Here is a 21512-nt window from a genome sequence, read left to right as displayed (position 1 = left end):
ACGCGAGGGCTCAACGGACGTTCGCGTCAGGAGCTTCGCAGGATGGCATGGGCGTAAATCTCCTGGGCTGCTTCCCTATGGACGCAAAACGAAGGGTAGAAGTGGATTTCGTGCTGGAATTCCGGCCATTGACCCGATTGCTGCCTGCAGAGAAATGCGACTTCAGCCTCAACGGTCTCCAAATCTCTTAGAGTCGTGGGCGCTCCTTCATGTTCGGCAGTCCATATGCTCAGAGCCAACCTGTGTCTCAGATTTTTCCACTTGTACCCGTGATAACCGCCTTTGCCTTTCGCCCGGAAGCCAAATGAAAGGCGTGATGACATAGGTTGTGACGCTATGCCTACGTAAAGGAGTTTACCGTCTGCTGATAGTGTGTACAGCTTTGGATGCTGATGTGTGCTTGCGGGTTTAGAAAAGGTGCATTTCACCCCGTCCAGAGAAAGCCGGTAGGGTCCTTCGTCAAAGAGTTCAAGGTGATATGCCTGTGAAAATCAGGGGCAGGCCACGGTTATCAAATTGTGGTTTGACCCTGAGGGGAGGCTTTCTACCGCTCCTGATAGTACTGCGCCCTACGCCTGGCCTCTTCCCGCTCCATTTCTTCATAATGCTTGCGCTCGTCCCGCTCCCTCTCCTCATGGCGCTCGCGGTGTTTCCTGTCTTCTGCTCTATTCATTTCCCGCTGGTGTTCCCAGTGGCGCCTGTTTGCCTCTCGATAGTCCTGGTTCCGATCACCGGCAAATGCACCTGCTGAGGTGAAGCCAATCCAGGTGAGTACAAACATGGCAGCCATTTTCATGTGAGAGTGTCTCTGGGGTGGATGTGTGCAGGTGGTGCCATTGGTGGCTTGCGGTAGACCATGAGAAGGGGCGCAAGTGCTGATCAGGCTGCTGTTGCACCGCTATGTTCGCGTGGGAAGTCCGAAACGCGACACCGAGCATTAAACAACCGAAAGAGGGTTGAATCAGCTCTTTTGCTTCGACCCAGACCAGAGCAGGGAAAGCAGCGTACGCGAGTCCATTAGACGCTCGTCGGCACTCAGCAGGCCTGGAAGAGCATGCCATGGATGGTTGGCGCTGCGATGATGATGCAGATGCAGATTGATGTGATAAGGCCAAATGAAAAACCTTCCGACACACCCCACTTTCCATGCGTAAGTCCATTGCTGCCAGCCTGGGGTTACATCAGGCCCGCCACTGTGTTCGGCGATGCTACGGATTTTCTGTAGCAGCGTTCCCAGGGTGGCGAGTGGCAAAAACCATAACAGCACGATAAGCATCATGGTCTGGGCGCTGGTTTGCCAGGCGATGAAAGATAAGAGAGTGAGCCAGATAATCCCCGCAGCGGCGATCGGCCGGGTCATCTTCGGTGATGCCCCGCCTGCCTCTCTGTAGGCGCGCAGATTGCGCAGCGTATTGATGATGAACAGATCCCCCAGCAATTGCCTGAGCAATAATTTCCCGGACAGTGGTCGGAAGTTCCACGGCTGCTGGTGATAAAGAAAGCGCCGCTCCGGATCTTTCGTTGATCCCGTGTGCTGATGATGCTCGAGGTGCAGTGGCCGATAGAATTCAATGGGCACCGTACCCGGAACACCGATGGCCACGTTGATCAAAAAGTCATTGATACCGCGATGACGCGTCAGGTGATAGTGAGTCGCGTCGTGGTACAGAATGAACAGGGCATGTTGGCGCGCGGCAATGATGACAAACGCCAGGCAACAGAAACGCCAGTCCGAGACATACAGCGCAATGCGCAACGTCACGATGATGCACAACCATTCAAGCAGGATGGCCGCCAGGGTGCGCAAATCCACCTTGAGGCGACTCAGCGCGATGGTTGTCAAACCCGCTGCTGCGCCAATGGCTGCTCCATAGACCACATCGAGCAGTACATGCTGGCCTGTCGTCAACACGGTGATTGCCAGCATCAGGCTCCACAGCGCGAAGATCCATACCTGGCGGACACGCAGATAACCCAGCACAACGCTGATGGCCACCGGCAATGCCACATGTCCGCTGGGTGACGCCGCTAGCGGTGAGTCAATGCTGTAGAACCATGTCAGCCACTGCGACGGGCTATCCGGGCGCTCAATAAGGGTTGGCCAGAACAGGTGGCTCACCAAGCAGGTTCCAGAGGCCAGGGCCCCGGCAAAAAAAACCGGTAACAGCCAGTCGCAGCGACGCCCGAGAAACACGAGCGCGGGCATGATCAATAGATAGCTAAGGTACAAGGGGAGTGTGTAGGGCAGTTGCGCAATATGTGCATCGATACCGCTGGGCTGAATAACCCGTACCGGCCCCATCGGGAAGTGCGTGACGAGAAAATACAGGACCCCCGTCACAACGGTGTAGGCCAGCAGCCAACTAACGGGGCGGGTCACCCTTGAGGCATTGACAGGATGGTGTGCGACAGTGGATGACATGATCAAGGCGCCTGGGTAAACGAGGAGGGCGATGAATGGAAGTCTACGTTGCATTGGCCGATTGATCTGGCCAATATCCGTCCCCCCTTGCTTGCGATGCTGAAGGTCTCCATGAGTTTGAGTGCAACCTCCGTTGAATGCGCCCATCTGCATCTGAATGACATTGATCGGATGTTCGAGATTTATGCTGCGTCCTACGACGACACCTCGCGAGCAAGGTTTGATCAGGATTTCCAGGAAAAAACCCACTGCATCGTATTACGGGATGCGGGTGAAGTAATCGTCGGATTCACCACGCTCAAACTTTATGAAAAAACCTGGGCCGGCAAACCGATCAGGGTGATTTTTTCGGGCGATACCATCATTGATCGTGAACACTGGGGAAGCCAGCAACTGGCCTTCGCCTGGATGCGACTGGCGGGGGAGATCTGGCAGGAGCAGTCTGAAATCCCTCTCTATTGGTTGCTGATCTGCAAGGGGCACCGAACCTACCGTTATCTAGACGCCATGGCGTTGAACTATTCACCCCGAGCCGGGGCAGTGACGGATTCTGGCGTCCAGGCGCTGATGGACCACTTGGCGATCGATCGTTTTGGTGAGGCCTATGATCCGAAAACGGGTGTCCTGTCCTTCAAGGTTCCACAAGGTCGGCTGAGCACGGAATTGGCACAGGTTCCTGCGCCTCACCTGCGTCTGGCAAACGTATTGTATTTTCTGGAAAGAAATCCTTTTTACGCATCGGGTGATGAGTTGGTCTGTTTGTGCGAGCTGCACCCCAATAATTTACGGCCGATGGTGCTGCGCTTGTTTGCTGCCGCTCAACCATCGCCATGCTGATCCGCCAGGCAAGCGCCGCGGACAACCTGAAATTACTCGACTTTCAGGCGCAGCGGGCGATGCAGGGTGGCTTGCCGATGCGGTTTGACCGTGGGCCGGACTATTTCGCGCTGCATCGTTGTCACGCCATGGACCATCGAACCTGGATAGCGGAAAGCGAGGTGGGCGAACTGAAAGGCATCGCCAGCCTGGTGGTCCGCGATGGCTACCTTAATGGCGGTATCGAGCCGGTGGCCTATCTGGGGGATCTGCGACTGGTGCCCGACCGGCGCTTGTCAAAGTCGTGGATGGCCGAGGTCAAAGTGCGGCTCGAAGCGTTGGCCCATGAAACCGGTGCGCAGCACGCTTATTGCTGTGTCATTCGTGGCAATAGGCTTGCGGCTCACTCGCTTCTGGGGGGACGGCGAGCCAATCCGCTGATGCTTTCGCACTGGCGTGGCTATAGCAATGTCTCCGTGTATGGTCAGCGGGGATGGAGCAGCGCGCCAAGAACGCTGGAAAGCGTCCGCATCGTTCGAGCCCAGCCGGCCCATACGGATGCACTGCGAGCGTTTCTCGACAGCGAGTCGGCAGGCCAGCCCTTTGGTTGCATTTTCAGTGAAGCGCAGTTTTCGCGACGCCTGGACACCTGGCCGGACTTCGGTATCGAGTCATTTCTCCTGGCATTGGACGCCCGTAACAATGTGCTCGGTTGTGTGGCCCCTTGGGATGCCGGGCGTATCAAGCGGGTGGTGCTGGAAAAGCTGCCCTTGTCACACCAGGCGCTTCGCCTGGCTTTCAACGCCTGTGCGCCAGTCTTGGGGCGCCCTGCAATCGCTGCACCTGGCGAGGCGCTGCAGGACATCTACCTGACTCATCTACAGGTGCGGCAGCGAGACCCGCACATTTTCGCTGCGCTGCTGGATGCCGCTTGGGTGCGCGTTCGCGGTCAGTACGCGTTGATGCAAATGTGCTTGTTTGACAATGACCCGCTTTGGGCCGCCATGAAACGTTATCGTAGCGTCACCCTTCCCATGGACCTGTATACGGCGCCCTGCGTCGGCAGTGCGTCAGCGTTGGCGCCGATGGAGGCGGCGCGTATTCCGGGGTTTGAGATCTATCTCGTCTGATTGCCCCGGCCGGGCTTGGTCTCGTGCAAGACGTTCAACAGCGCCAACCAGAAACGGGTCGCATCAAATCCACCGCCGCCCAAAACAGGTTGGCCGTGATCGAGGTGCGGCAGGCAAATCTGCGGCATGCCCTCGAGTCGCTGATGGTCGAGGTAAAACTGACCGTCATGGGCCCAGCCGGGTCGCCGTGCATTGAGGCGTGCGTGATGCGTGTCAAAACCAGAGCTGGGCGCGCAGCTCCAACTGACGACATGCGCGCAATGCAGGTCAGGGCCCAGATGATTGAGCATGTGAGCAATGTGCGGGTCGCGCAGGCGGCTGATGTCTCGTGCGCCATCGGCCACCCACGGCATTTTTGCAAACACTCGACGAAGGCGATCCAGAGGATATCGTTGGGTCGGTTGCCACGTGCTGCAACCCAGCACCTCATCCATGACCGTCGACGGGCCTGCCGGCGGTTGCACCAACGCCACGCCGTCGCACGCCTCACTCAAGACGCTGTTCTGTAGGAGGGCTGCCAGCGCATCGAGCCCCCCCTTGCTGTGCGCCAATACAACAAATCGCTGGCCTGGCTTGAGTTCGGCAGTCAGTACCTTGTCGATAGACGTTCCTTGAGCCATCACCCCACGCGAAGAGCGCACGGGCATGCGCAGAACCTGATAGTTCGAGCGCCGTAACGTCTGGGCGCAATCTTGAAAACAACGTGGCAACCATTCGGAAAACAGCCCGGCAACCAGCACCACCAACGTACTTCGAGGAAGACGTGGCACGGGGGCATGCCAGCACGCGATAAATTGCTCTGTCCAATCAAGGTGTGCAGCAGGCCTCGCCCATTGCGTTGCTGGAAAGTGAAGTGGCCAATCGTCAAAGCCTTCTGGTATCCAGGTTTTTTTTCCCGGCACGGGTGGCCTCATGGCTTGGGCTCAGCGAATTCATCCAGTCTTCGGCGGGCCGCTTCCAAGGCTTCACTGTTGTCGAGCTTATCGGGGTGAAAACCAGGAATGAACCACGCCAGCCAGCTCGGAAATGCACGGGTCAGCGGGCCAGGATTCACAAACAACCACCATTGCAAGCGCGCCCACCCTCGCCAGTTACGGCGTTGCCCATCAGTCCCTGCAAGTTGGTAAATGAAATACAGCACATCGACGGCGAAGTACGCGGTCATTATCAGCATGACCCCGCATCGCATCAGGTATCGCCAAAGTGGATTGCGCACAACCAGGCACAACACGTCGTAGGCGACGGCCTTGTGTTCGGTTTCTTCTATGGCATGCCAACGCCAGAGCATGGCCATCCTCGAATCGGCACCGTTGAGAACAGCGGGATTTCGCAAAAGCTGATCAGAGAGAATGGCCGTGAAATGCTCCAGGCTGGCGGTCATGGCCAGACGAGTCGCTGGCGTAAATCGATTGCCAACCTCTTGTCGGCGCAGCAGCAGTTTTTCCAGTGCCTCAACGGGCGCGCCTTGTGCCGCGAGTAGCTGGTTATACAGCCTGTGCTCACGGATATGCGACGCCTCTTGATAAACAAACGCTTCAACCGCGTTGCACAGCGAAAGATCGGTTTCTATCTCGGTACGAAAGTGCGTGACGCTATCAATGAACAGCTTTTCGCCGAGTGGAAACATGATCGACAGGCCATCAAAAAAACGCGTTACGTGAGGCCAGTCACGGTACCAATAACGGGGAACACCCTCATCGAGAGCAAAGCGTACGTTGCGGCGGAGAATTTTTGCGGCAGGTGGTTTTGCCGCCGAGCACCAGGACAAGAGGCCTTTGAGATACGACATATCAGCGGGTGCGGCCCTGAAAAACTATAGGCTATCTCTTTTGTCACTGATCGTGTAAATGGATATCCGACTTTCCATGGGGCCTCTTAATGCGCAGTTCCGGTGACATTTCATCCTCTAGTCGTTACGACGTGGCCAATCTGTGTGTACTGATGCTGCAGACATTGGTTTGGGGGGCGACGCTGACCTGGTTGTCACACACGGATGCGGGTTGGCCCAAGTGGCTTGTGCTGATGCCTTTTTGCCTGGTCATGCAAGGCGTCTTTTCGATGATGCACGAGGCCTTTCATGGGCTGGCCCATAGTCAAAAAAAGTTGAATTACTTCGTCATGTGGTGGGCTTCAACCCTGTTTGGTGCATCGGCCACGCTCATCCATATCAACCATCTTGGGCACCACACGCGTAATCGCACCCGAGCAGAGCTGGCTGATTTTGCCAGCGCAGACGAGTCGTTGCTGCGCAAGCGCGTCGAATACTATTTCGCGATTCTGGGGGGGATCTGGTTCGCAGCATTTATCGGCAGTCTTTTGTTGCCGTTGCTGCCGGCACGTATCACTGACCGGTGGTCGCAAACCGCAGAGGTCAATACGTATGCGGCGGCCTTCAAGGACTTTTCAAAAAGCGATTTCAGCCGTATCCGGCTGGAAGTGATCGCCAGTGTCGCGGTGTGGTTATCGGCCGGGACAGTGTTGGGATGGAAGTGGCCTGTCGTCCTGGTGACCTACATCGCCTTTGCTTTTTCCTGGTCTTCGCTGCAGTGGGTCTACCACATGCGCACACCCTTGGACGTGGTGGAGGGGGCCTACAACATGAGGGCGCCGCGCCTGGTCCGTTGGGCATTTTTGAATTTTAACTACAACCTCACCCATCATCGCCAATCAGGACTGCATTGGCAGCAGATGCACCGGGCCTCGAACCTGAAGGAAACCCGGCCATTGTGGTTTGGCTGGCTAACGGTTTTCTTGCCGCCCCAGCGTTTACCGGATGACGTGACGCAACTCGACAAGACCTACTTTTGATGAGTGCCAACAATGGCGGCAAACGCGCGCTGTGGAAACGTTTCATAGACAGTGCCCAGCCCACGCTTGATCGGTGGCACGAGCAACTTGAGCAACCAGAACTGACGCAAGAACGCCTATTGCAGCGATTGCTAAAGACCAACAGTGATTGTGCGTTCGGGCGTGCCCACCACTTTGCGCGTATCGCTGATTCAACGCAGTTTCGCGACAACGTCCCGATTCACGCTTACGCGCAACTGCATCCCTGGATACAGCGAGCCCAACAGGAATCGGAACCGATTTTGACGTCCCGCCCGCCACTGTTCTTTGAACGTACAAGCGGTAGCAGTGCGCTGCACAAAGCGATTCCTTATACACGCGACTTTCTCTCTGAAATGCACAGCGCTTTAGGCGTCTGGCTCGCGGATATGCACCGTCAAGTCCCCGGGATCAGCCATGGCTCAGGCTACTGGTCAATGTCACCTCCCTTGCAAGTGCCGGTGCCTGGCCCTAATGGTATTGCCGTTGGTTCAGCCAGTGACCTGGAGTACTTGAGGGGCAGCAACATTGCCGGGTTGGCCGGGACGTTGTTGATTCCAGAGTTCGCCGGCGATCTGTCCAACTGGCGTAGACAGACCCTCCTGGCGTTGGTGGCAGACGCTGATTTGAGTTTTATCAGTGTCTGGAGCCCTACGTTCTTGACCAGTCTGTTACAGCCAATTTTCGATGGCGAAACCGCTGAGCATGAGCAGACGTTTGCATGGCTGGGCGATGCGCTTCCCGCCGCCCGCAGGTCTGCGTTGCGTCGCGCGCGATCCCAAGGTGTCTGCACCGAGTTATGGCCACGGCTGGCAGCCGTCAGTTGCTGGATGGATGGCCCCAGCCGCAACTACTACAGGCAATTGGCGGGGCGCTTCCCTCAGGCGCAATGGTTACCCAAAGGTCTTTTTGCCACCGAAGGTGTGGTGAGCGTGCCATTTGGTGACGGGGCGGGGTGTCCGTTGGCGATTGGCAGCCATTATCTCGAGTTTCTCTGCGAAGACGGTTCGCTGCGCAATGCCCACTCCCTGCGCATGGGCGAAAGCGCGCAAGTCTTGCTGACAACCGGTGGCGGCTTGTATCGCTACGCATTGGGGGACCGGGTCCGAGTCGTCGGAATGCTGGGGGCTACTCCGCGTGTAGAGTTTGTGGGGCGTACTACGGTGACCAGTGATCTGGTCGGAGAAAAGCTTGATGAGCACATCGTGCAGAGCATATTTGACCGTTGCCTCACCACGGCAGGGGCTGCTTGCCTGATCCCCAATGCTTCGGCCATGCCACCGCATTACCTCGCGCTGGTGGCGACACCTGAAGACCTGGACGCAGGCGCATTGGCGCTGGCGGTCGAGTCGGAGCTGTCCAACGCCTTTCATTACAACCAGGCACGCAGGCTTGGGCAGTTGGGGCCTCTTCGGGTTCGCCTGCTCAAAGGCAGCGCTGATCTGCTGGCTCAAGTACTGCAACAGGCGGCGGAGTTAAGCGGTATCCGCGCCGGTGACGTCAAGCCGCGCCCACTTATCAATCGGCTCGAGACAGCCGATGCCATTCTCGCGCTAACGGAAAGCTCATGTCGGCATCTTTAAATACCACCTTCGAGACGCCTTGCGATGGAACCCTCGAACAATGGTATGTGGCGTGCGCGCAGAAAGAGCTGCGCAAGAACACACCTTACCGGGCCAAAATCCTCGGACTGAACCTGGTGCTTTTTCGTCAGGGTGATGGGCAGGTAGCGGCGTTGCTGGACCAATGCGTGCATCGGGGAACCCGATTGTCCGCCGGCAAGATTTCCGATAACTGCCTCGTCTGTCCCTACCATGGTTGGCGCTACGATGCTCAAGGGCACGTGGTTCATATCCCCAGTGTCGGCGATAAACAGTGCTCATCGCCATCAGGCGAGTATCGGTACAAACAGCGTCATTTTGCCGTGCAGGAACGTGATGGCTTGATCTGGGTATACACCGGTGCAGGTGACCCGCAGGCCAAGCCTGTGTTCAGGCTGCCGGCTTACGCTGACCAGCGCTGGCAGAGCTATTTCATGATCAACACCTTTGAGGCCGACGTAGGCAGCCTGGTGCAGAACTTCATGGACGTGCCGCATACCGTATTCGTGCACGAGGGCATCTTCAGATCCAGCACAGGTCGTTCGATGGACGCCACGCTCGCGTGTAAAGCGCGGAGCATTGAAGTGACCTATCACGATGACGGGGACAAGATTGGTGTCATGAACTGGCTGAGTAATCCCGACGGCGAACCGCTGGTTCACACGGATCGTTTTTTTGCGCCCAACGTCACGCGTTGCGACTACCAGTGGGGCGAGCGTTCGGCTTTTTTGATCATCAGTCAAATTACGCCAATCGATTCACGTCAGTCGCGCGTCTATACCTACATCGCCTACCGCTTCCGGTTACCCCGCTGGGTACTGCGGACGTTGCGTCCGTTCATCCATCTGTACACCCGCATCGTCATTCGCCAAGACGTGAAGATCATTCAAGCACACCGCCAAGGCCTTGATAACGCACCGGACTTCAAGCCGTCCAATGTGCAAGCGGATGCCATACATGTCGGTGTCGAGCAGCTACTGGCGGCGGTCAGGCTAGGCGAGGATTTGCCACCGGCACAGCGTCGTGAGAGCCGGATACGGTTTGAGCTTTGATGGCGGCGACAAAAATACCTACCAAGGCTCGAATAACTAAAGGGAAAGAGACCAATGCCTCATGCGGTTTTCGTCAGTAGAACTATTTTATTTGGCGACTGTGATCCGGCAGGCGTGGTGTACACGCCGCGATTTTCGTATTTTTCAGTAGAGGCCATCTACGTAGCACTTGATAAGTGGCTGGGCACGCCCGGGCTTAGGACACTCATGGGCTTTGAAATATTGCCGCCGGTACGCGCCATGTCCATGGAGTTTCTGGTGCCTTTGACCTGGGATGATGAGTTATCTATCAAAGTCAGTGTGGCGAAGGTGGGCGTCCATTCGTTCACGTTTCTGGTCGAAGGGTTTGTTGTTGATGGGCCCTTATCTTTTGTGGCGAATGTCACTCATGTATGTGTCTCGCCGGAAACCAAAGAGGTGGTCGCCGTTCCAGCACAACTGAGAGCGCTTCTTTCATAGCCTGCTGGAAAGACGCTCGTCTGGGCAGAGACAGAGACATGTTTCATGTGCTGGCTCTGGCCCTGAAACAGGCATGAACCTGGTTCAAGACCAGACAAATCCGCTCTTCTTAGAAACTGTACTTGGCGGTCAGCAGCATATTGCGTGGGCTGCCGTAGGCGTCACCGCCGTAGCTCACGGAGTTGGCGATGGTCGAGTAGTACTGGCGGTCGAAGATGTTGTTGGCGTTGACCTGCAAATCCAGGTTCTGGCTGACCCGGTAGCCGGCCATCAGGTCGGTGATCGCGTAGCTGCCCTGTTCGAGGCGGTACTTGCTGCCATCAGCCAGCGGGATGTCGTTGTACAGGCGGCTCTGCCAGGAGACGTTACCGCCCACACGCAGTTTTTCCAGCGGGCCCTGGAAGTGGTAGCTGGTGGTCAGCTTGAACAGATGCTCCGGTGTGTCGGTGTCGAACTGCTTGTTTACGTTCTGCGGGTTGGCGGCATCCTTGATGGTGTGTGTTCGCGCGTAGGTGTAGCCACCGCCGACTTGCCAGTTTTCGGTCAAGGCGCCCTGCAGTTCGAAGTCGATACCTTGGCTGCGAATCTCGCCGGAGGCTTCGTAGCATTCTGCCTGTGGGCAGTCTGCCGGGGGTATCTTCACCGCGCGGTTCTCTTGATCGACGCGGAACAGCGCCACGCTCGCGTTCAGCGCGCCATCAAAATATTCGCCCTTGATGCCGACCTCATAGTTCTTGCCAACGATCGGCTTGACCGGGCTACCCGAGGTATCCTTTTCGCGCTGCGGCGTGAAGATATCGCTGTAGCTGACGTAGACCGAGTGGTGGTCGTCCAGGTCGTAGATCAAGCCGGCGTAACGGGTGAGGTTACGGGTGACCTTGTAGTCGGTGTCGCCATCCCGGTTATCGTAGTCGTACCAGTCCAGGCGTCCGCCGAGGATCAACTTCAACGGGTCGGCCAGGCTCAGGCGTGTGGTGAGGTAGACGCCATCCTGGGTGGTCACTTCGCGCTGGTTGTTGGTGTGGACGAAGTTCGGTTTACCCCCATTGATCGGCCAGTTCATGTCGTACGGGCTGTAGTTGTGGGTGGTCATGTCGTAGATGCGCTTGCTGGCGCCCACCACCAGTTCATGGCTGCGCCCGAACGCCTCGAAGGGCCCACTGGCAAAGGCGTCTACGCCGGCCTGGTTTTCATCGAAGTCGGCCTGGTAAACCGTGCGGGCCAGGGTGTTGTTGTCCCAGCGCGATTGATAAGAGCCGGAGAACAACGCGTTCTGTTCGGTGTAGTTGGCGTTGACCTGAAGGTTCCAGTCATTGGCCAGGCGATGACGAACTTCGGCGAATACGGTGTTGATCTCCTGATCCTTGTTCTCCCAATCCGTGCCCGGATTGTAGGAACGTGGCAGGTCCAGATGATGGCCGTCCTGGCCGATCATCGAAGAGCCCCAGAAGTAGTTGGTCTTGTCCTTCTGGTGGGAAAACCCCAGGGTCAGGGTGGTGTCTTCGTTCAAGTCCGCTTCGGTGACCGCATAGAACAGGCCATGATCCTCCTCGACATTGTCGATGAAGCTGTTGGCGTCCTGGTAAGAGGTCACGACCCGGCCGCGCAACGTGCCACTGTCGTTGAGCGGGCTGGAGGCATCGACCTCGCCACGGTAGTCGTCCCAACTGCCGGCGGCACCGGTCAGGGTGACTCGCTGCTCGGCCAATGGTCGCTTGCGGATCAGGTTGATGGCGGCCGAAGGATTGCCTGCACCCGTCACCAGGCCGGTGGCACCGCGCACCACCTCGACCCGATCAAACATCGCCAAGTTAGGCTGGGAACCGACGTTAACGCCGTCGTAGCCACTCGGGATGCCGTCATACATCAGGTTGTCGATTTCAAAACCGCGGGCCTTGTAGGTCTGCCGGCCAGGACCCGAGGAGAAGTCCAGGAACAAACCGGGCGTCGCCTTGACCACGTCGTTGATGTCGGTCATCGCCTGGTCATCCATGCGCTGGCGCGTAATGACGGTGACGGCTTGTGGGGTTTCACGCATCGTCAGCGGGAGTTTGGTCGCGGTCGACATCGCGCCGGTGGTGTAGGACTCGGTGCCTTCCGTGGTACTCCCCAGTTGGCCACTCCCGGAGACCTCGGTTGCGTCTAGTTCCAGGGTGGCGGGTGGGGTGGTGCTGTTGTCATCGGCGTAGGCGGGGGCCATGGAGATCATGCAGATAGCCATGGCCAGAAGATTGCGGGCAGGGTTGAAGTGACGCGGTGGGGTGGCACAAGTCGACATGAACAGTCCTTAGATACTAATGCTTGTGAGAGTGATTCGCATTAAGTATCACAGGATTCATCTGAGTGATAAAGTTTGTTGCGGTTGGAGTAGGTGATGCGTAGTGGGTTGTAGGGGGCGAATATACGCTGGAGCCCTAGTGGGCACTCCTGCAGGACTATCCTCCAGGCGTCACGATATTCGATTCGATTTTCTTCCCCATGCTGATGCGTGGCTCGACCGAGTAGCCCAGCGACTCATAGAACGTTTTGACGTTCTCATTTGCGCTGACAATCTGCAGGTTGATCTTCATGCACCCTCGGGCAGTCAACGCGCCCTCAGTATGACGGACGAGGTTTGCCCCTAAACCTTTTCTACGATGCGCAGGATGCACCGCCACCGAGTACAGCCATCCCCGATGGCCGTCGTATCCCGCTAGAACGGTTCCGACAACTTCATCTCCAGCCAGAGCAACAAAAAAGAGGCCATCGGATACGGCCAGCTTCTTGTCGATAGCAAGGCTGGGCGTGTTATGGGCGGTTTCGTAACCGAATACGGTTTCCCACAGTTGCATGACGGAAAGCCGATGGTGTTCGTTTGAATAATGGGCAATGGCATCCATGGCGCAACTCCCGAATTGAAAGGGCTGACGCTATCTCCCCGTCGAGGGTGCTGTCCATTGTCTTCTTTTGGCGGACTCTCGTAACGAGGCGGACTTCAAAGCAGGGATACGTTTTTACCCTTTGTCGCCTTCCGACTGATCACGCCTTTCAGGGTCTTTACTTCCAGTTAGGCCCTGTAGGTAAAGTTGGGAGCGCGCGATGAGCAACGAACAGGTGGCGCCTGAGACGAAAGGGGTGACGGTGACGTTACTGTCAACGATTGATCTGGGGCCTGAGATCGAGGGTATGGCAGGGCGCCAACTCAGGATGCGCAGGGTGACCCTCGAGCCTGGAGGCGTCTTCGGGCCGATCCACAACCATGTCGACAGACCAGGCACCGTCTACATCCTGCAAGGCACGATCACCGACCATCGAAATGGCGTCGCCACGGATTACGGGCCGGGAGTGGGCTGGCCCGAGGACAGGAACACCACGCACTGGCTTGAGAACAGAGGCACGATTGCGGCGGTGGAGATCTCGGTTGATATTGTCAGGCAAGGGTAAGTTCATTGACTTTATTTGAATCGGAAAGGGGGCGGATCATTTGTTTTTTGCTTTAAGTAAATCTGTCCGTTTTTTTCATTGCTTGCGGATCTTTGTAACTTGACGGATTGCCGCTGACATAGGTGTAGAGCCTATCCTCAAGTTTTATCGTCGCATCCGTGCGGATTCCATCAAGGCATTTGCAGCGCTCTGCCGAATAAATCTGCAAAGTTTTTCCACTGCTGCATTATTAGTGCATGTATTGGAATTTAATATGATTCTATTCAGGTCATCATCTGAGGCAGTTGCATCGATATGTCGTATCGCCCAGTTTTGAAAGTCAGGGTGTGTTTTTGCCAGTGCCACAAATGTACCGAGCTGATCCCATCTTTGGGCGAAGAGGTTCGTCACGGCGTCAGAGTAGCCCTCGCCAAGCTCACCATCATCACAAGAGGCGAAGACTCTCTGATGCTTAAAAAGGGATGACCAATCTCCGCGCGCATCAACTAGCAAAGACCCTGCTCGGTTACTCATCTCAGGAGGGCAGTTTTCATACGCTGAAGCCTGAGAAAATGACACACATCCCAAGCCAAGTCCGAACAACAAGACCAAGAAGGTCAGAGCGCGAGTACATACAAATCTGATGAGTATCATGATTGTCACCCTATCGATCACACTACTGTCGCATAACAAAATTGAGGAGCGTTGACGTTATAGCTAAAAGGAGACAGATCTATCGTATAGAAGCGAAAGTAAATCCGTCGACAAGGCTGGCGCAGGCGGGGATCGCCCAACGCACAGTGATGTTGTGCAGCAGCACGGCCGGGTTACGGGCGTCGGCCTTGGCAGGCTTCGCGGTAGCGCCCATGCCACTGAGTCAGTTGGGGCAAGGATTGGCGGTCATTGGGGTCGAACATGGGTTGCCGGATTTGCCGGATGCCCAATGTCGGCTGTTCACCTCGCCCGATGCGGATCAGACGATTGTGGCAGCGGTCACTCAGCTCATGCTGGAGTATTGCGCCAAGCGCAGGGCTTGATTGTCATTTCAAAGGGGCTGCTTGAGCGCCTCAATGGCGACTAACAGCCCCCCTCACATCATCCTCACACCACCGCAGCCGCAATCGCTCTGGAACGCCAGGCAAAAGCCAACACCATCAGCAGCCCCAACCCCGCCATTGCCGCTCCGGCCAGGGAAATCGCCGGATACCCCAACCCCGCATTGATCACCGCACCCCCGAGCGCCGCACCAATCGCGTTGCCGAGGTTGAAGGCGCCGATGTTCACCGCGGAGGCCAGGTTGGGCGCGTCCTTGGCAGCCTCCATGACGCGCATCTGCAGCGGCGGCACCAGGGCGAAGCTGGCGATACCCCATATCAGGATGGCCACGGCGGCCGGCAGTGGCCAACGCATCAGTACGGTGAACGCCAGCAAGACAAGAATCAGCACGCTCAGCGAAATGATCAGGGTGCGGTCTATCGAGCGGTCGGCGGCCTTGCCGCCCCACATGTTGCCCAGCGTCAATCCCACACCGAACAGCACCAGCATGGCCGTGATGTAGGCGGTGGACGCGTGGGTCTCGCTGCTGAGGATCGGTGCGATGTAGGTGAAGACGGTAAACATGGCACCCGAGCCGACGACGGTCAGGGCCAACGCCCCCAGCACCGGACCACGGCCCAGTACCCGAATTTCAGCCAGCACACCGGCGCCTTGCGGCGCCGGCAGGTTGGGCAGGGCGAACCACAACGCGGCCATGGTCGCCACGCCGAGGCCGGTAATGCCCCAGAAAGCGGTGCGCCAGCCGAACAGTTCACCAAACCAGGCGGCCAGCGGCACACCGCCGATGGTCGCCAGGGTCAGGCCCATGAACATGGCCGCCACCGCCCCGGCACGCTTCTCTGGGGCGACCACGCTGGCGGCGACGATCGAGCCAACGCCAAAGAACGCACCGTGGTTCAGTGAGGTCACCACCCTGGCGACCATGAGGCTGTAGTAATCGGTCGCCAAGGCTGACATCAGATTACCCAGGGTGAAAATCGCCATGAGCCCGATCAGCAGATAGCGCCGTGGAATCCTGCCGGTGGTCAGGGTCATCAGCGGCGCGCCAAGCAGCACGCCCAGGGCGTAAGCGCTGACCAACAGACCCGCAGCGGGAATGGAAACGCCGAGATCCGCAGCGATGCCCGGCAACATGCCCATGGGGGCGAACTCGGTAACGCCGATGCCAAAGGCACCAATGGCGAGTGCGACAAGTGGTGGATTGATACGCATGGAAGGCTCCTTATCTATGCCGCCAATGCTACGATCCAAACTTTCCAGGCGGTAGATAGCCTTTTTGGCAATCACCTTTGCGTAAGAGGCACAAATGGACTTCAACGGCAGATCAGGTGAAATGAGCGTGTTCGCCACCGTGGCGCAGGAAGGCAGCCTTTCAGCCGCCGCGCGTGCATTGGGGCTGACACCCTCAGCGGTCAGTCGAATCATCGCGCGCACCGAACAACGCCTTGGCACCCGCCTGTTGCTGCGCACCACCCGAGCGATCACCTTCACCGCCGAGGGCGAGGCGTTCCTGCGCGGTGCCCGGCGTATCCTGGCCGACATGGCCGAGGTCGAAGAAGCCATCGCCGACCAGGGCGTACCCAGGGGCCGCTTGCGGGTCAGCGCCGCCCTTGGCCATGGGCGGCTGGCCATTGTTCCCTTGGTGGCAGCGTTCAGCGCCCGTTACCCGAACATCGTCGTCGACCTCACCCTCGGCGACGAAGTGGTCGACATTCTCGGCGGGCAGGCCGACGTGGCGGTACGCTTTGGCCATCTGCCCGACAGCCCGCTGACCGCGCGCAGGATCGGCGACACCGGCCAGGTAGTGGTGGCATCGCCCAACTATCTGCAGCGCCACGGCACCCCCCAGGAACCGGAAGACCTGCTCCGGCACAACTGCCTACGCTTCAACTTCCGACGTGCCGAACCCAACTGGCCGTTCATCCGCGACGGACGAGAGTTTTCCCTGAAGGTCAGCGGCAACATCGAATGCAGCAGCGGTGAAGCACTGGCACAATTTGCGCGAGTCGGGGCCGGCATTGCGCGTATCGGCGAGTTCACCGTGAGCGAGGACCTAAAGCGCGGCGATCTGGTACGGCTGCTGGAAGAGTGGAACCCTGGTGATCGGGAGCCCATTCATGCGGTGTTCGTAGGTGGCTCGGCAATGCCGGCGCGGGTGCGGTTGTTTGTGGATTTTTTGCTGGAGCATCACCGGATGTAAGCGGTGGACCGCTGCTAGGTTGCAAGCATGTCCAGGAGTCCTTCCAATGTTTTAATGGAACGCTCCGCTGGCGTTATGCTCGCTGGCCACGGATGGAATCCACTCAACCAGACGGCAAGCATTCCGGCGGCTGTAGCACCCAGGTAATCGTTCTGTGGGTGATCACCGACAAACCAGCAATGCTCAGGACGAACGCCCAACGCCTGCGCTCCCAGATGGAATATCTCAGGCGCCGGTTTCGCAATACCGCACGCCTCGGAGCAAATCATCGTTTCAATGGTTTCGCCGAAAGGCAGTGCCGCCAAAGTCTGCCGTCGCGAATGCTCGGCACCGTTGGAGATGACGCCCATGGCAATACCCTTGCGATGAAGCGCTTGAACCATCGCGCTAGCGCCTGGCATTTCAACCGCAGCGCTCGGGAAGTGATTCATCCAGTGTGTAACTAATCGCTTGGGATCGACTGGCCCAGTCCACTTCAGCTCCTGGGCTAACGTGTACCCAACCGCCTCACGGATGGAAGAATATTCCGATTCCGGTCGCAGATACCCACCGTTGTCGGTGCGCGCGATCAGACGAGAGATCTGACGGGTGTCTGCTTCTGCGATCTGAGTCTTGAACTCATGCAGAAACCGCTCAGCGTAGCGGTCAATGCTGAGCGCGCGATGGGTGAGCGTGTTGTCCAGATCGAACAGAATAGCTTTCGGTGCCAAGTTCCCTCCCAGCGATCACGATGCATTAGCTAACTTGATTACAGAGTGACTCGTCTTCTCACCTGCTACACCGGAGCACGCTAGCCTAGGTCAGATTCAACCCGCCGTCTGAGAGGAGTATCTCGCCGGTCAAGTAGTCCGACTCGACCAGCATGACAACAGCTTTTGCGATGTCGTCTGGGCTCGCGGCCCTGCGCATAGGTGCGCGAGTTCGCCACAACTCTTGGGCCTCTGTCCATTCTGCGGTCAGAGGCGTGTCGACCAAGCCAGGCGCCACAGCGTTTACGCGAATTTCTGGCCCCAGCGATACCGCGAGCAAGCGGGTCATGTGATTAAGCGCAGCTTTGCTTACCGCATAGGGAATCGATGCGCCCTTTGGACGGATGCCGGCATGGGAACTGATGTTTACGACGCAACCTGCTCGACGGTAACGGGCGGCATCGCGCAATGCCGACTCGGCCAATGCGACCAGGTGGAACGGCGCCACGACATTAACCTCGTTAAGTTCGTGCCACACCGTCGAGTTGGCCGAGGCAAGGTCGCTGTGCGGAATGACTCTGCTAATACCGGCATTATTGACCAATACGTCGAGCTGCCCCCACGCGGCGATCGCCTCGTTAATAAGCCTGACCCTATCAGCTTCTAAAGCAAGATCAGCTTGCACGTAAATAGCCTGCTTCATTTCGGCAACCATAGCGCGTCCTGTATCTGCAGAATTTCGCGAATGGAGCACCACCGCATAGCCTGCCCGGCTTAGTACACGCGCAATGGCAGCGCCGATACCGGAAGTGGATCCTGTCACCAACGCGACGCGTAATACGTTATCGATTGTCGGATTGGGTTTCATATGGATATCTCGAATGGGTTGCCTGTAGAAATCCAGCATTTCGGAAAATGCGACTGAAGCAGAACGACTAGGAATTTTGACCCCGTTGCTGGCCCATAACCTGGCCAACGGTGGAGACGACGCCCGTGAAACATTTGCTCTGTTGCTACGAGACCCCGACAGTAACGAAGTCATTGGTGGACTGTATGGCAAGGTCTCTTATCGATGGCTGCTCATCGATCTTATCAGCGTTCCCGAGTCGATGCGTGGTCAGGGTATCGGAGAACGACTAATGCGTATGGCTGAAGAAGTTGCGCAGAAAAACATTGCATTGGTATCTGGCTGGAGACCTTCAGCTTTCAGGCCCCCGAGTTTTATCGAAAACTGGGTTACTCCGAATTCGGACGCCTGGCAGACTATCCACCGGGGCATACCCGGCTCTATTTCCAGAAGTCGTTGTGCTGACCGCGTTTTGGATCTTGGGCCGATAACTGTGCTTCGTAGCGGCAGCAATCGGCCAATTTCTGCCAGCGGGTATGGGTTGTATCAGTATTCTTATGAATTACCGGTCAGCGCTGTGGCCGCAGCCGTCACACCATGCGCAGCGAGGACAAGATCTGCTGCTCGTTCGGCGATGACGACGCACGGCGCCATCGTGTTGCCAACGGTAATTCGCGGCATGATCGAGGCATCAGCGATGCGCAGTTTATCGATGCCATACACACGCAGTTGATGGTCGACCACCGACATCGTATCTCGGCCCATTTTCGCGGTGCAGGATTGGTGCCAGTAAGTCACGGCAGAGTTGCGGATGAACTGCTCCATAGCGCGATGTTCTTTCGGCCCGGGCACGACTTCGCGTTTGACCAGCCCGTTGAAGGCTTCGCTGTTACCGACCGCCCTGCACAGGTCGATCGACGCATAAGCCGCTGTCATATCCTCGGGCGCGCTCAACGAGTTCGGCTCAATGAGTGGGGCATCCAGTGGCCCGGCACCCGACAGGCGTAAGCGTCCTCGACTGGCAGGCCTGGCCAGCCCAGCGAACATTGTCCAGCCATGTTGTGGCGGCTCAATCGCGACCTCAGGCGGAGAGGGTACCGCAAATGCCAGCTGACACTGCAATAGGTCCGGGACCTCCAGGCGACTGTCGCTTTTCCAGTACAAGGTGGTTTCGCACCCGCCGCTACCGACTGCCTGGGGTTGCAGGTACTCCCACGTACAGCCAAAGGCGAGATGGTCCTGAAGATTCTGGCCCACGCCGGGAAGGTGATTGGTCGGTGCGATGCCGTGGTTTCGCAGTTCCTCTTCCGGGCCGATTCCCGATTGCATGAGCACCTTGGGCGTCTGCACCGCGCCCATGGACAGGATGACCTCGGCTGCGGCATAGAAGCACTGCCGTTCGCCTGCGATCATCGCTTCGACACCGATAACCCGTGTACCGATAAGCAATACGCGGGTCACCAATGCCCCTGTCAGAACCGTCAAGTTCGGATAGTGCAACCGTGGCCGGATGTAGGAGTCGTAAACGGATTCGCGCTTGCCCTGGTTAATGCGCAGGTCGGTAATAGCGATCCCGCCCGGGCCTTCCATCATCTCGCCATTGGGACTGTCGAATCTGGGTATACCCAGACGGCTGGCTGCCTCCAGCGTTGCCCACGCGAGGGGTTGAGGCATGGCCGGCTGTTCGACATGCACGGGGCCACCTGAACCACGCCGAGTGGTATCAGGGCTGCCTTGCCAGTTCTCGATCCTGCGGTAGTAATTGAGTACCGAATCGTAGCCCCAGGCCGGGTCGCCGGACTCTGCCGCGAAATGGTCCCAATCGGAGCGGTGCCCGCGCGACCAGACCATCACATTGATGCTGGAGCCACCGCCGAGTCCCTTACCCATGCTCAGGGATAGCCGTCGACCATTGAGGTGTGGATTGGGTTGCCCCTCGAATGCCCAGTCGCGCTTTGAACCGAGGTTCATCGGCCATTGCGCCGGCTCGGCAACCTCGGGGCCCGAGTACCCCTCGCCAGCTTCAATCAGCAAGACGCGTGCGCTTTTCTGATCGGCAAGACGGGCTGCGACCACGCAGCCCGCCGTACCTGCACCGCACACAATGAAATCATAGTGTTGATCACGCAGATGATTCATGCGGAGGCTCCGTATCGATGCAGCGATTGAGTTTGCGGTTACCAGTGGCGTCATTTCCCTGCGATCATTGTTCGCCAACGCTGTGCACTGCCTTAAGAATCACTGCGGCGACCTCGGCCGGCTGTGACTGCTGGGGAACATGGCTGGTGTGCACCTCTGCAAGGGTGGCACCGATACGCTTGGCGGCAGAGCGCTGGACGTCGGGGTGGATCATCCGGTCTTCTGTAGCAAGCAGATACCAGGACGGTTTGGCCTTCCAGGACGACACGGTCGTTTTATCTTCGAAGGCAGATGCCTTGATGGGACCTTGCGTGGCGGTCATGACGGCGGTCTGCGCTGCCGGGAGATCCTGGGCGAAGTCCTTGGCCATGCCTTCCGGCGTCAAATAGAGGAAACCGTTGCCGTCTGCCTTGATCTGACTGATGCCAGGGGGCGTGGGCGCACTTTTACCTTGTTCGCCGCTGGTTTGCCCGGCCTCTGGCGCGAAGGCGGCGACATACACCAGCGCGCTGACCTTCGGGTCGCTACCGGCCTCGGTAATCACAGTGCCGCCCCAAGAGTGCCCGACTAGAATCACCTTGCCCTGCTGGTTGCTCAACGCGCGGCGCGTAGCGGCAACATCGTCGGCAAGCGAGGTGAGCGGGTTTTGCACAACCGTAACGGCCACCCCTTGGGCTTGGAGCAGTGGCACCACTTTGGCCCAATCGGAGCCGTCGGCGAACGCGCCGTGTACGATCACCACGGAGGGCGTTGTATCCTGCGCGTGACTGGCGCTTGCGATGAAGGTACCGGCTAGGGCAAAGGCGACGGTAGCGATTTTCGAATTGAATGTTTTCATTGGATGAGCTCCTGTTCGGGAGCTCAAATTCTGCT

Annotated in this window: 19 protein-coding genes and 2 pseudogenes; 10 read left to right on the top strand and 11 right to left on the bottom strand. The window is 57.8% G+C overall.

From position 1 onward, the window contains the following. Positions 1-544: 544 nt before the first annotated feature. The gene (locus CFII68_RS24055) at positions 545-796 is read right to left on the bottom strand and encodes a hypothetical protein (RefSeq protein WP_018601197.1); all 252 of its coding nucleotides are present in this window, start codon (positions 794-796) and stop codon (positions 545-547) included. Positions 797-961: 165 nt separating this feature from the next. Next, complete coding sequence (locus CFII68_RS24060) at positions 962-2422, bottom strand: fatty acid desaturase (RefSeq protein WP_033062377.1); 1461 nt, start codon at positions 2420-2422, stop codon at positions 962-964. A gap of 171 nt (positions 2423-2593) precedes the next feature. Between CFII68_RS24060 and CFII68_RS24065 the strand changes: the two genes are divergently transcribed. Continuing rightward, positions 2594-3259 (top strand): hypothetical protein, encoded by a 666-nt coding sequence (locus tag CFII68_RS24065; RefSeq protein WP_033062376.1) that lies wholly within the window; start codon positions 2594-2596, stop codon positions 3257-3259. After that, a complete protein-coding gene (locus CFII68_RS24070; RefSeq protein ID WP_018601192.1) occupies positions 3253-4368 on the top strand; it encodes a hypothetical protein in 1116 nt (371 codons plus the stop codon). The genes CFII68_RS24065 and CFII68_RS24070 overlap by 7 nt, the downstream gene beginning before the upstream one ends. Here the strand turns inward: CFII68_RS24070 and CFII68_RS24075 are convergent. Continuing rightward, positions 4356-5111, bottom strand: coding sequence for a hypothetical protein (locus CFII68_RS24075; RefSeq protein WP_018601191.1), 756 nt, complete (start codon positions 5109-5111; stop codon positions 4356-4358). The two genes, CFII68_RS24070 and CFII68_RS24075, sit on opposite strands and share 13 nt — an antisense overlap. A gap of 167 nt (positions 5112-5278) precedes the next feature. After that, positions 5279-6157, bottom strand: coding sequence for a metal-dependent hydrolase (locus CFII68_RS24080; protein ID WP_033062368.1), 879 nt, complete (start codon positions 6155-6157; stop codon positions 5279-5281). Between the two features lie 89 nt (positions 6158-6246). Between CFII68_RS24080 and CFII68_RS24085 the strand changes: the two genes are divergently transcribed. The 4 genes from CFII68_RS24085 to CFII68_RS24100 are packed head-to-tail and all read left to right on the top strand — an operon-like array spanning position 6247 to position 10306. Further along, on the top strand, positions 6247-7176 hold the full coding sequence (locus tag CFII68_RS24085; RefSeq protein WP_018601187.1) for a fatty acid desaturase: 930 nt from the start codon (positions 6247-6249) through the stop codon (positions 7174-7176). After that, complete coding sequence (locus CFII68_RS24090) at positions 7176-8777, top strand: GH3 auxin-responsive promoter family protein (protein WP_018601185.1); 1602 nt, start codon at positions 7176-7178, stop codon at positions 8775-8777. Before CFII68_RS24085 ends, CFII68_RS24090 begins: the two co-directional genes overlap by 1 nt. Continuing rightward, on the top strand, positions 8762-9847 hold the full coding sequence (locus tag CFII68_RS24095; RefSeq protein ID WP_084483635.1) for an aromatic ring-hydroxylating dioxygenase subunit alpha: 1086 nt from the start codon (positions 8762-8764) through the stop codon (positions 9845-9847). The genes CFII68_RS24090 and CFII68_RS24095 overlap by 16 nt, the downstream gene beginning before the upstream one ends. A gap of 54 nt (positions 9848-9901) precedes the next feature. Then, complete coding sequence (locus tag CFII68_RS24100) at positions 9902-10306, top strand: thioesterase family protein (protein WP_018601181.1); 405 nt, start codon at positions 9902-9904, stop codon at positions 10304-10306. 109 nt (positions 10307-10415) lie between these two features. Here the strand turns inward: CFII68_RS24100 and CFII68_RS24105 are convergent, their stop codons facing one another. After that, positions 10416-12584 (bottom strand): TonB-dependent siderophore receptor, encoded by a 2169-nt coding sequence (locus CFII68_RS24105; protein WP_018601180.1) that lies wholly within the window; start codon positions 12582-12584, stop codon positions 10416-10418. Between the two features lie 157 nt (positions 12585-12741). Continuing rightward, a complete protein-coding gene (locus tag CFII68_RS24110) occupies positions 12742-13185 on the bottom strand; it encodes a GNAT family acetyltransferase (RefSeq protein ID WP_018601177.1) in 444 nt (147 codons plus the stop codon). Between the two features lie 199 nt (positions 13186-13384). On the opposite strand from CFII68_RS24110, the gene CFII68_RS24115 reads away from it, so the two are divergent. Beyond that, positions 13385-13729 carry a cupin domain-containing protein gene (locus CFII68_RS24115; protein WP_018601175.1) on the top strand — a complete coding sequence of 115 codons (345 nt, stop codon included), beginning with the start codon at positions 13385-13387 and terminating at the stop codon, positions 13727-13729. A gap of 743 nt (positions 13730-14472) precedes the next feature. Next, positions 14473-14745, top strand: a pseudogene (locus CFII68_RS24120) (LysR family transcriptional regulator); the annotation flags it as partial. Between the two features lie 64 nt (positions 14746-14809). On the opposite strand, the gene CFII68_RS24125 reads toward CFII68_RS24120, so the two are convergent. After that, positions 14810-15976, bottom strand: a complete 1167-nt coding sequence (locus tag CFII68_RS24125; RefSeq protein ID WP_018601171.1) for an MFS transporter — start codon at positions 15974-15976, stop codon at positions 14810-14812. Positions 15977-16070: 94 nt separating this feature from the next. Between CFII68_RS24125 and CFII68_RS24130 the strand changes: the two genes are divergently transcribed. After that, entirely contained in the window at positions 16071-16964 is an 894-nt protein-coding gene (locus CFII68_RS24130; RefSeq protein WP_018601169.1) for a LysR family transcriptional regulator, read from the top strand. A 14-nt stretch (positions 16965-16978) separates the two neighbouring features. Here CFII68_RS24130 and CFII68_RS24135 read toward each other — a convergent pair whose 3' ends face one another. Next, positions 16979-17674: an HAD family hydrolase gene (locus CFII68_RS24135; RefSeq protein WP_018601168.1), complete on the bottom strand. Its 696-nt coding sequence runs from the start codon at positions 17672-17674 to the stop codon at positions 16979-16981. A gap of 85 nt (positions 17675-17759) precedes the next feature. Continuing rightward, positions 17760-18521, bottom strand: a complete 762-nt coding sequence (locus CFII68_RS24140) for an SDR family NAD(P)-dependent oxidoreductase (protein WP_084483634.1) — start codon at positions 18519-18521, stop codon at positions 17760-17762. A gap of 18 nt (positions 18522-18539) precedes the next feature. Between CFII68_RS24140 and CFII68_RS26395 the strand changes: the two are divergent. After that, a pseudogene (locus CFII68_RS26395) lies at positions 18540-18965 on the top strand (GNAT family N-acetyltransferase). 90 nt (positions 18966-19055) lie between these two features. Here the strand turns inward: CFII68_RS26395 and CFII68_RS24145 are convergent. Further along, a complete protein-coding gene (locus CFII68_RS24145; RefSeq protein ID WP_018601164.1) occupies positions 19056-20639 on the bottom strand; it encodes a GMC family oxidoreductase in 1584 nt (527 codons plus the stop codon). Positions 20640-20703: 64 nt separating this feature from the next. Further along, on the bottom strand, positions 20704-21477 hold the full coding sequence (locus CFII68_RS24150) for an alpha/beta fold hydrolase (protein WP_018601162.1): 774 nt from the start codon (positions 21475-21477) through the stop codon (positions 20704-20706). Between the last annotated feature and the right edge of the window lie 35 nt (positions 21478-21512).

This window comes from Pseudomonas sp. CFII68, assembly GCF_000416195.1.
Taxonomy (GTDB): Bacteria; Pseudomonadota; Gammaproteobacteria; order Pseudomonadales; family Pseudomonadaceae; genus Aquipseudomonas; species Aquipseudomonas kilonensis.
The sequence above is the reverse complement of the archived record's forward strand: the minus strand, read 5'-3'. Positions and strand labels throughout refer to the sequence as shown.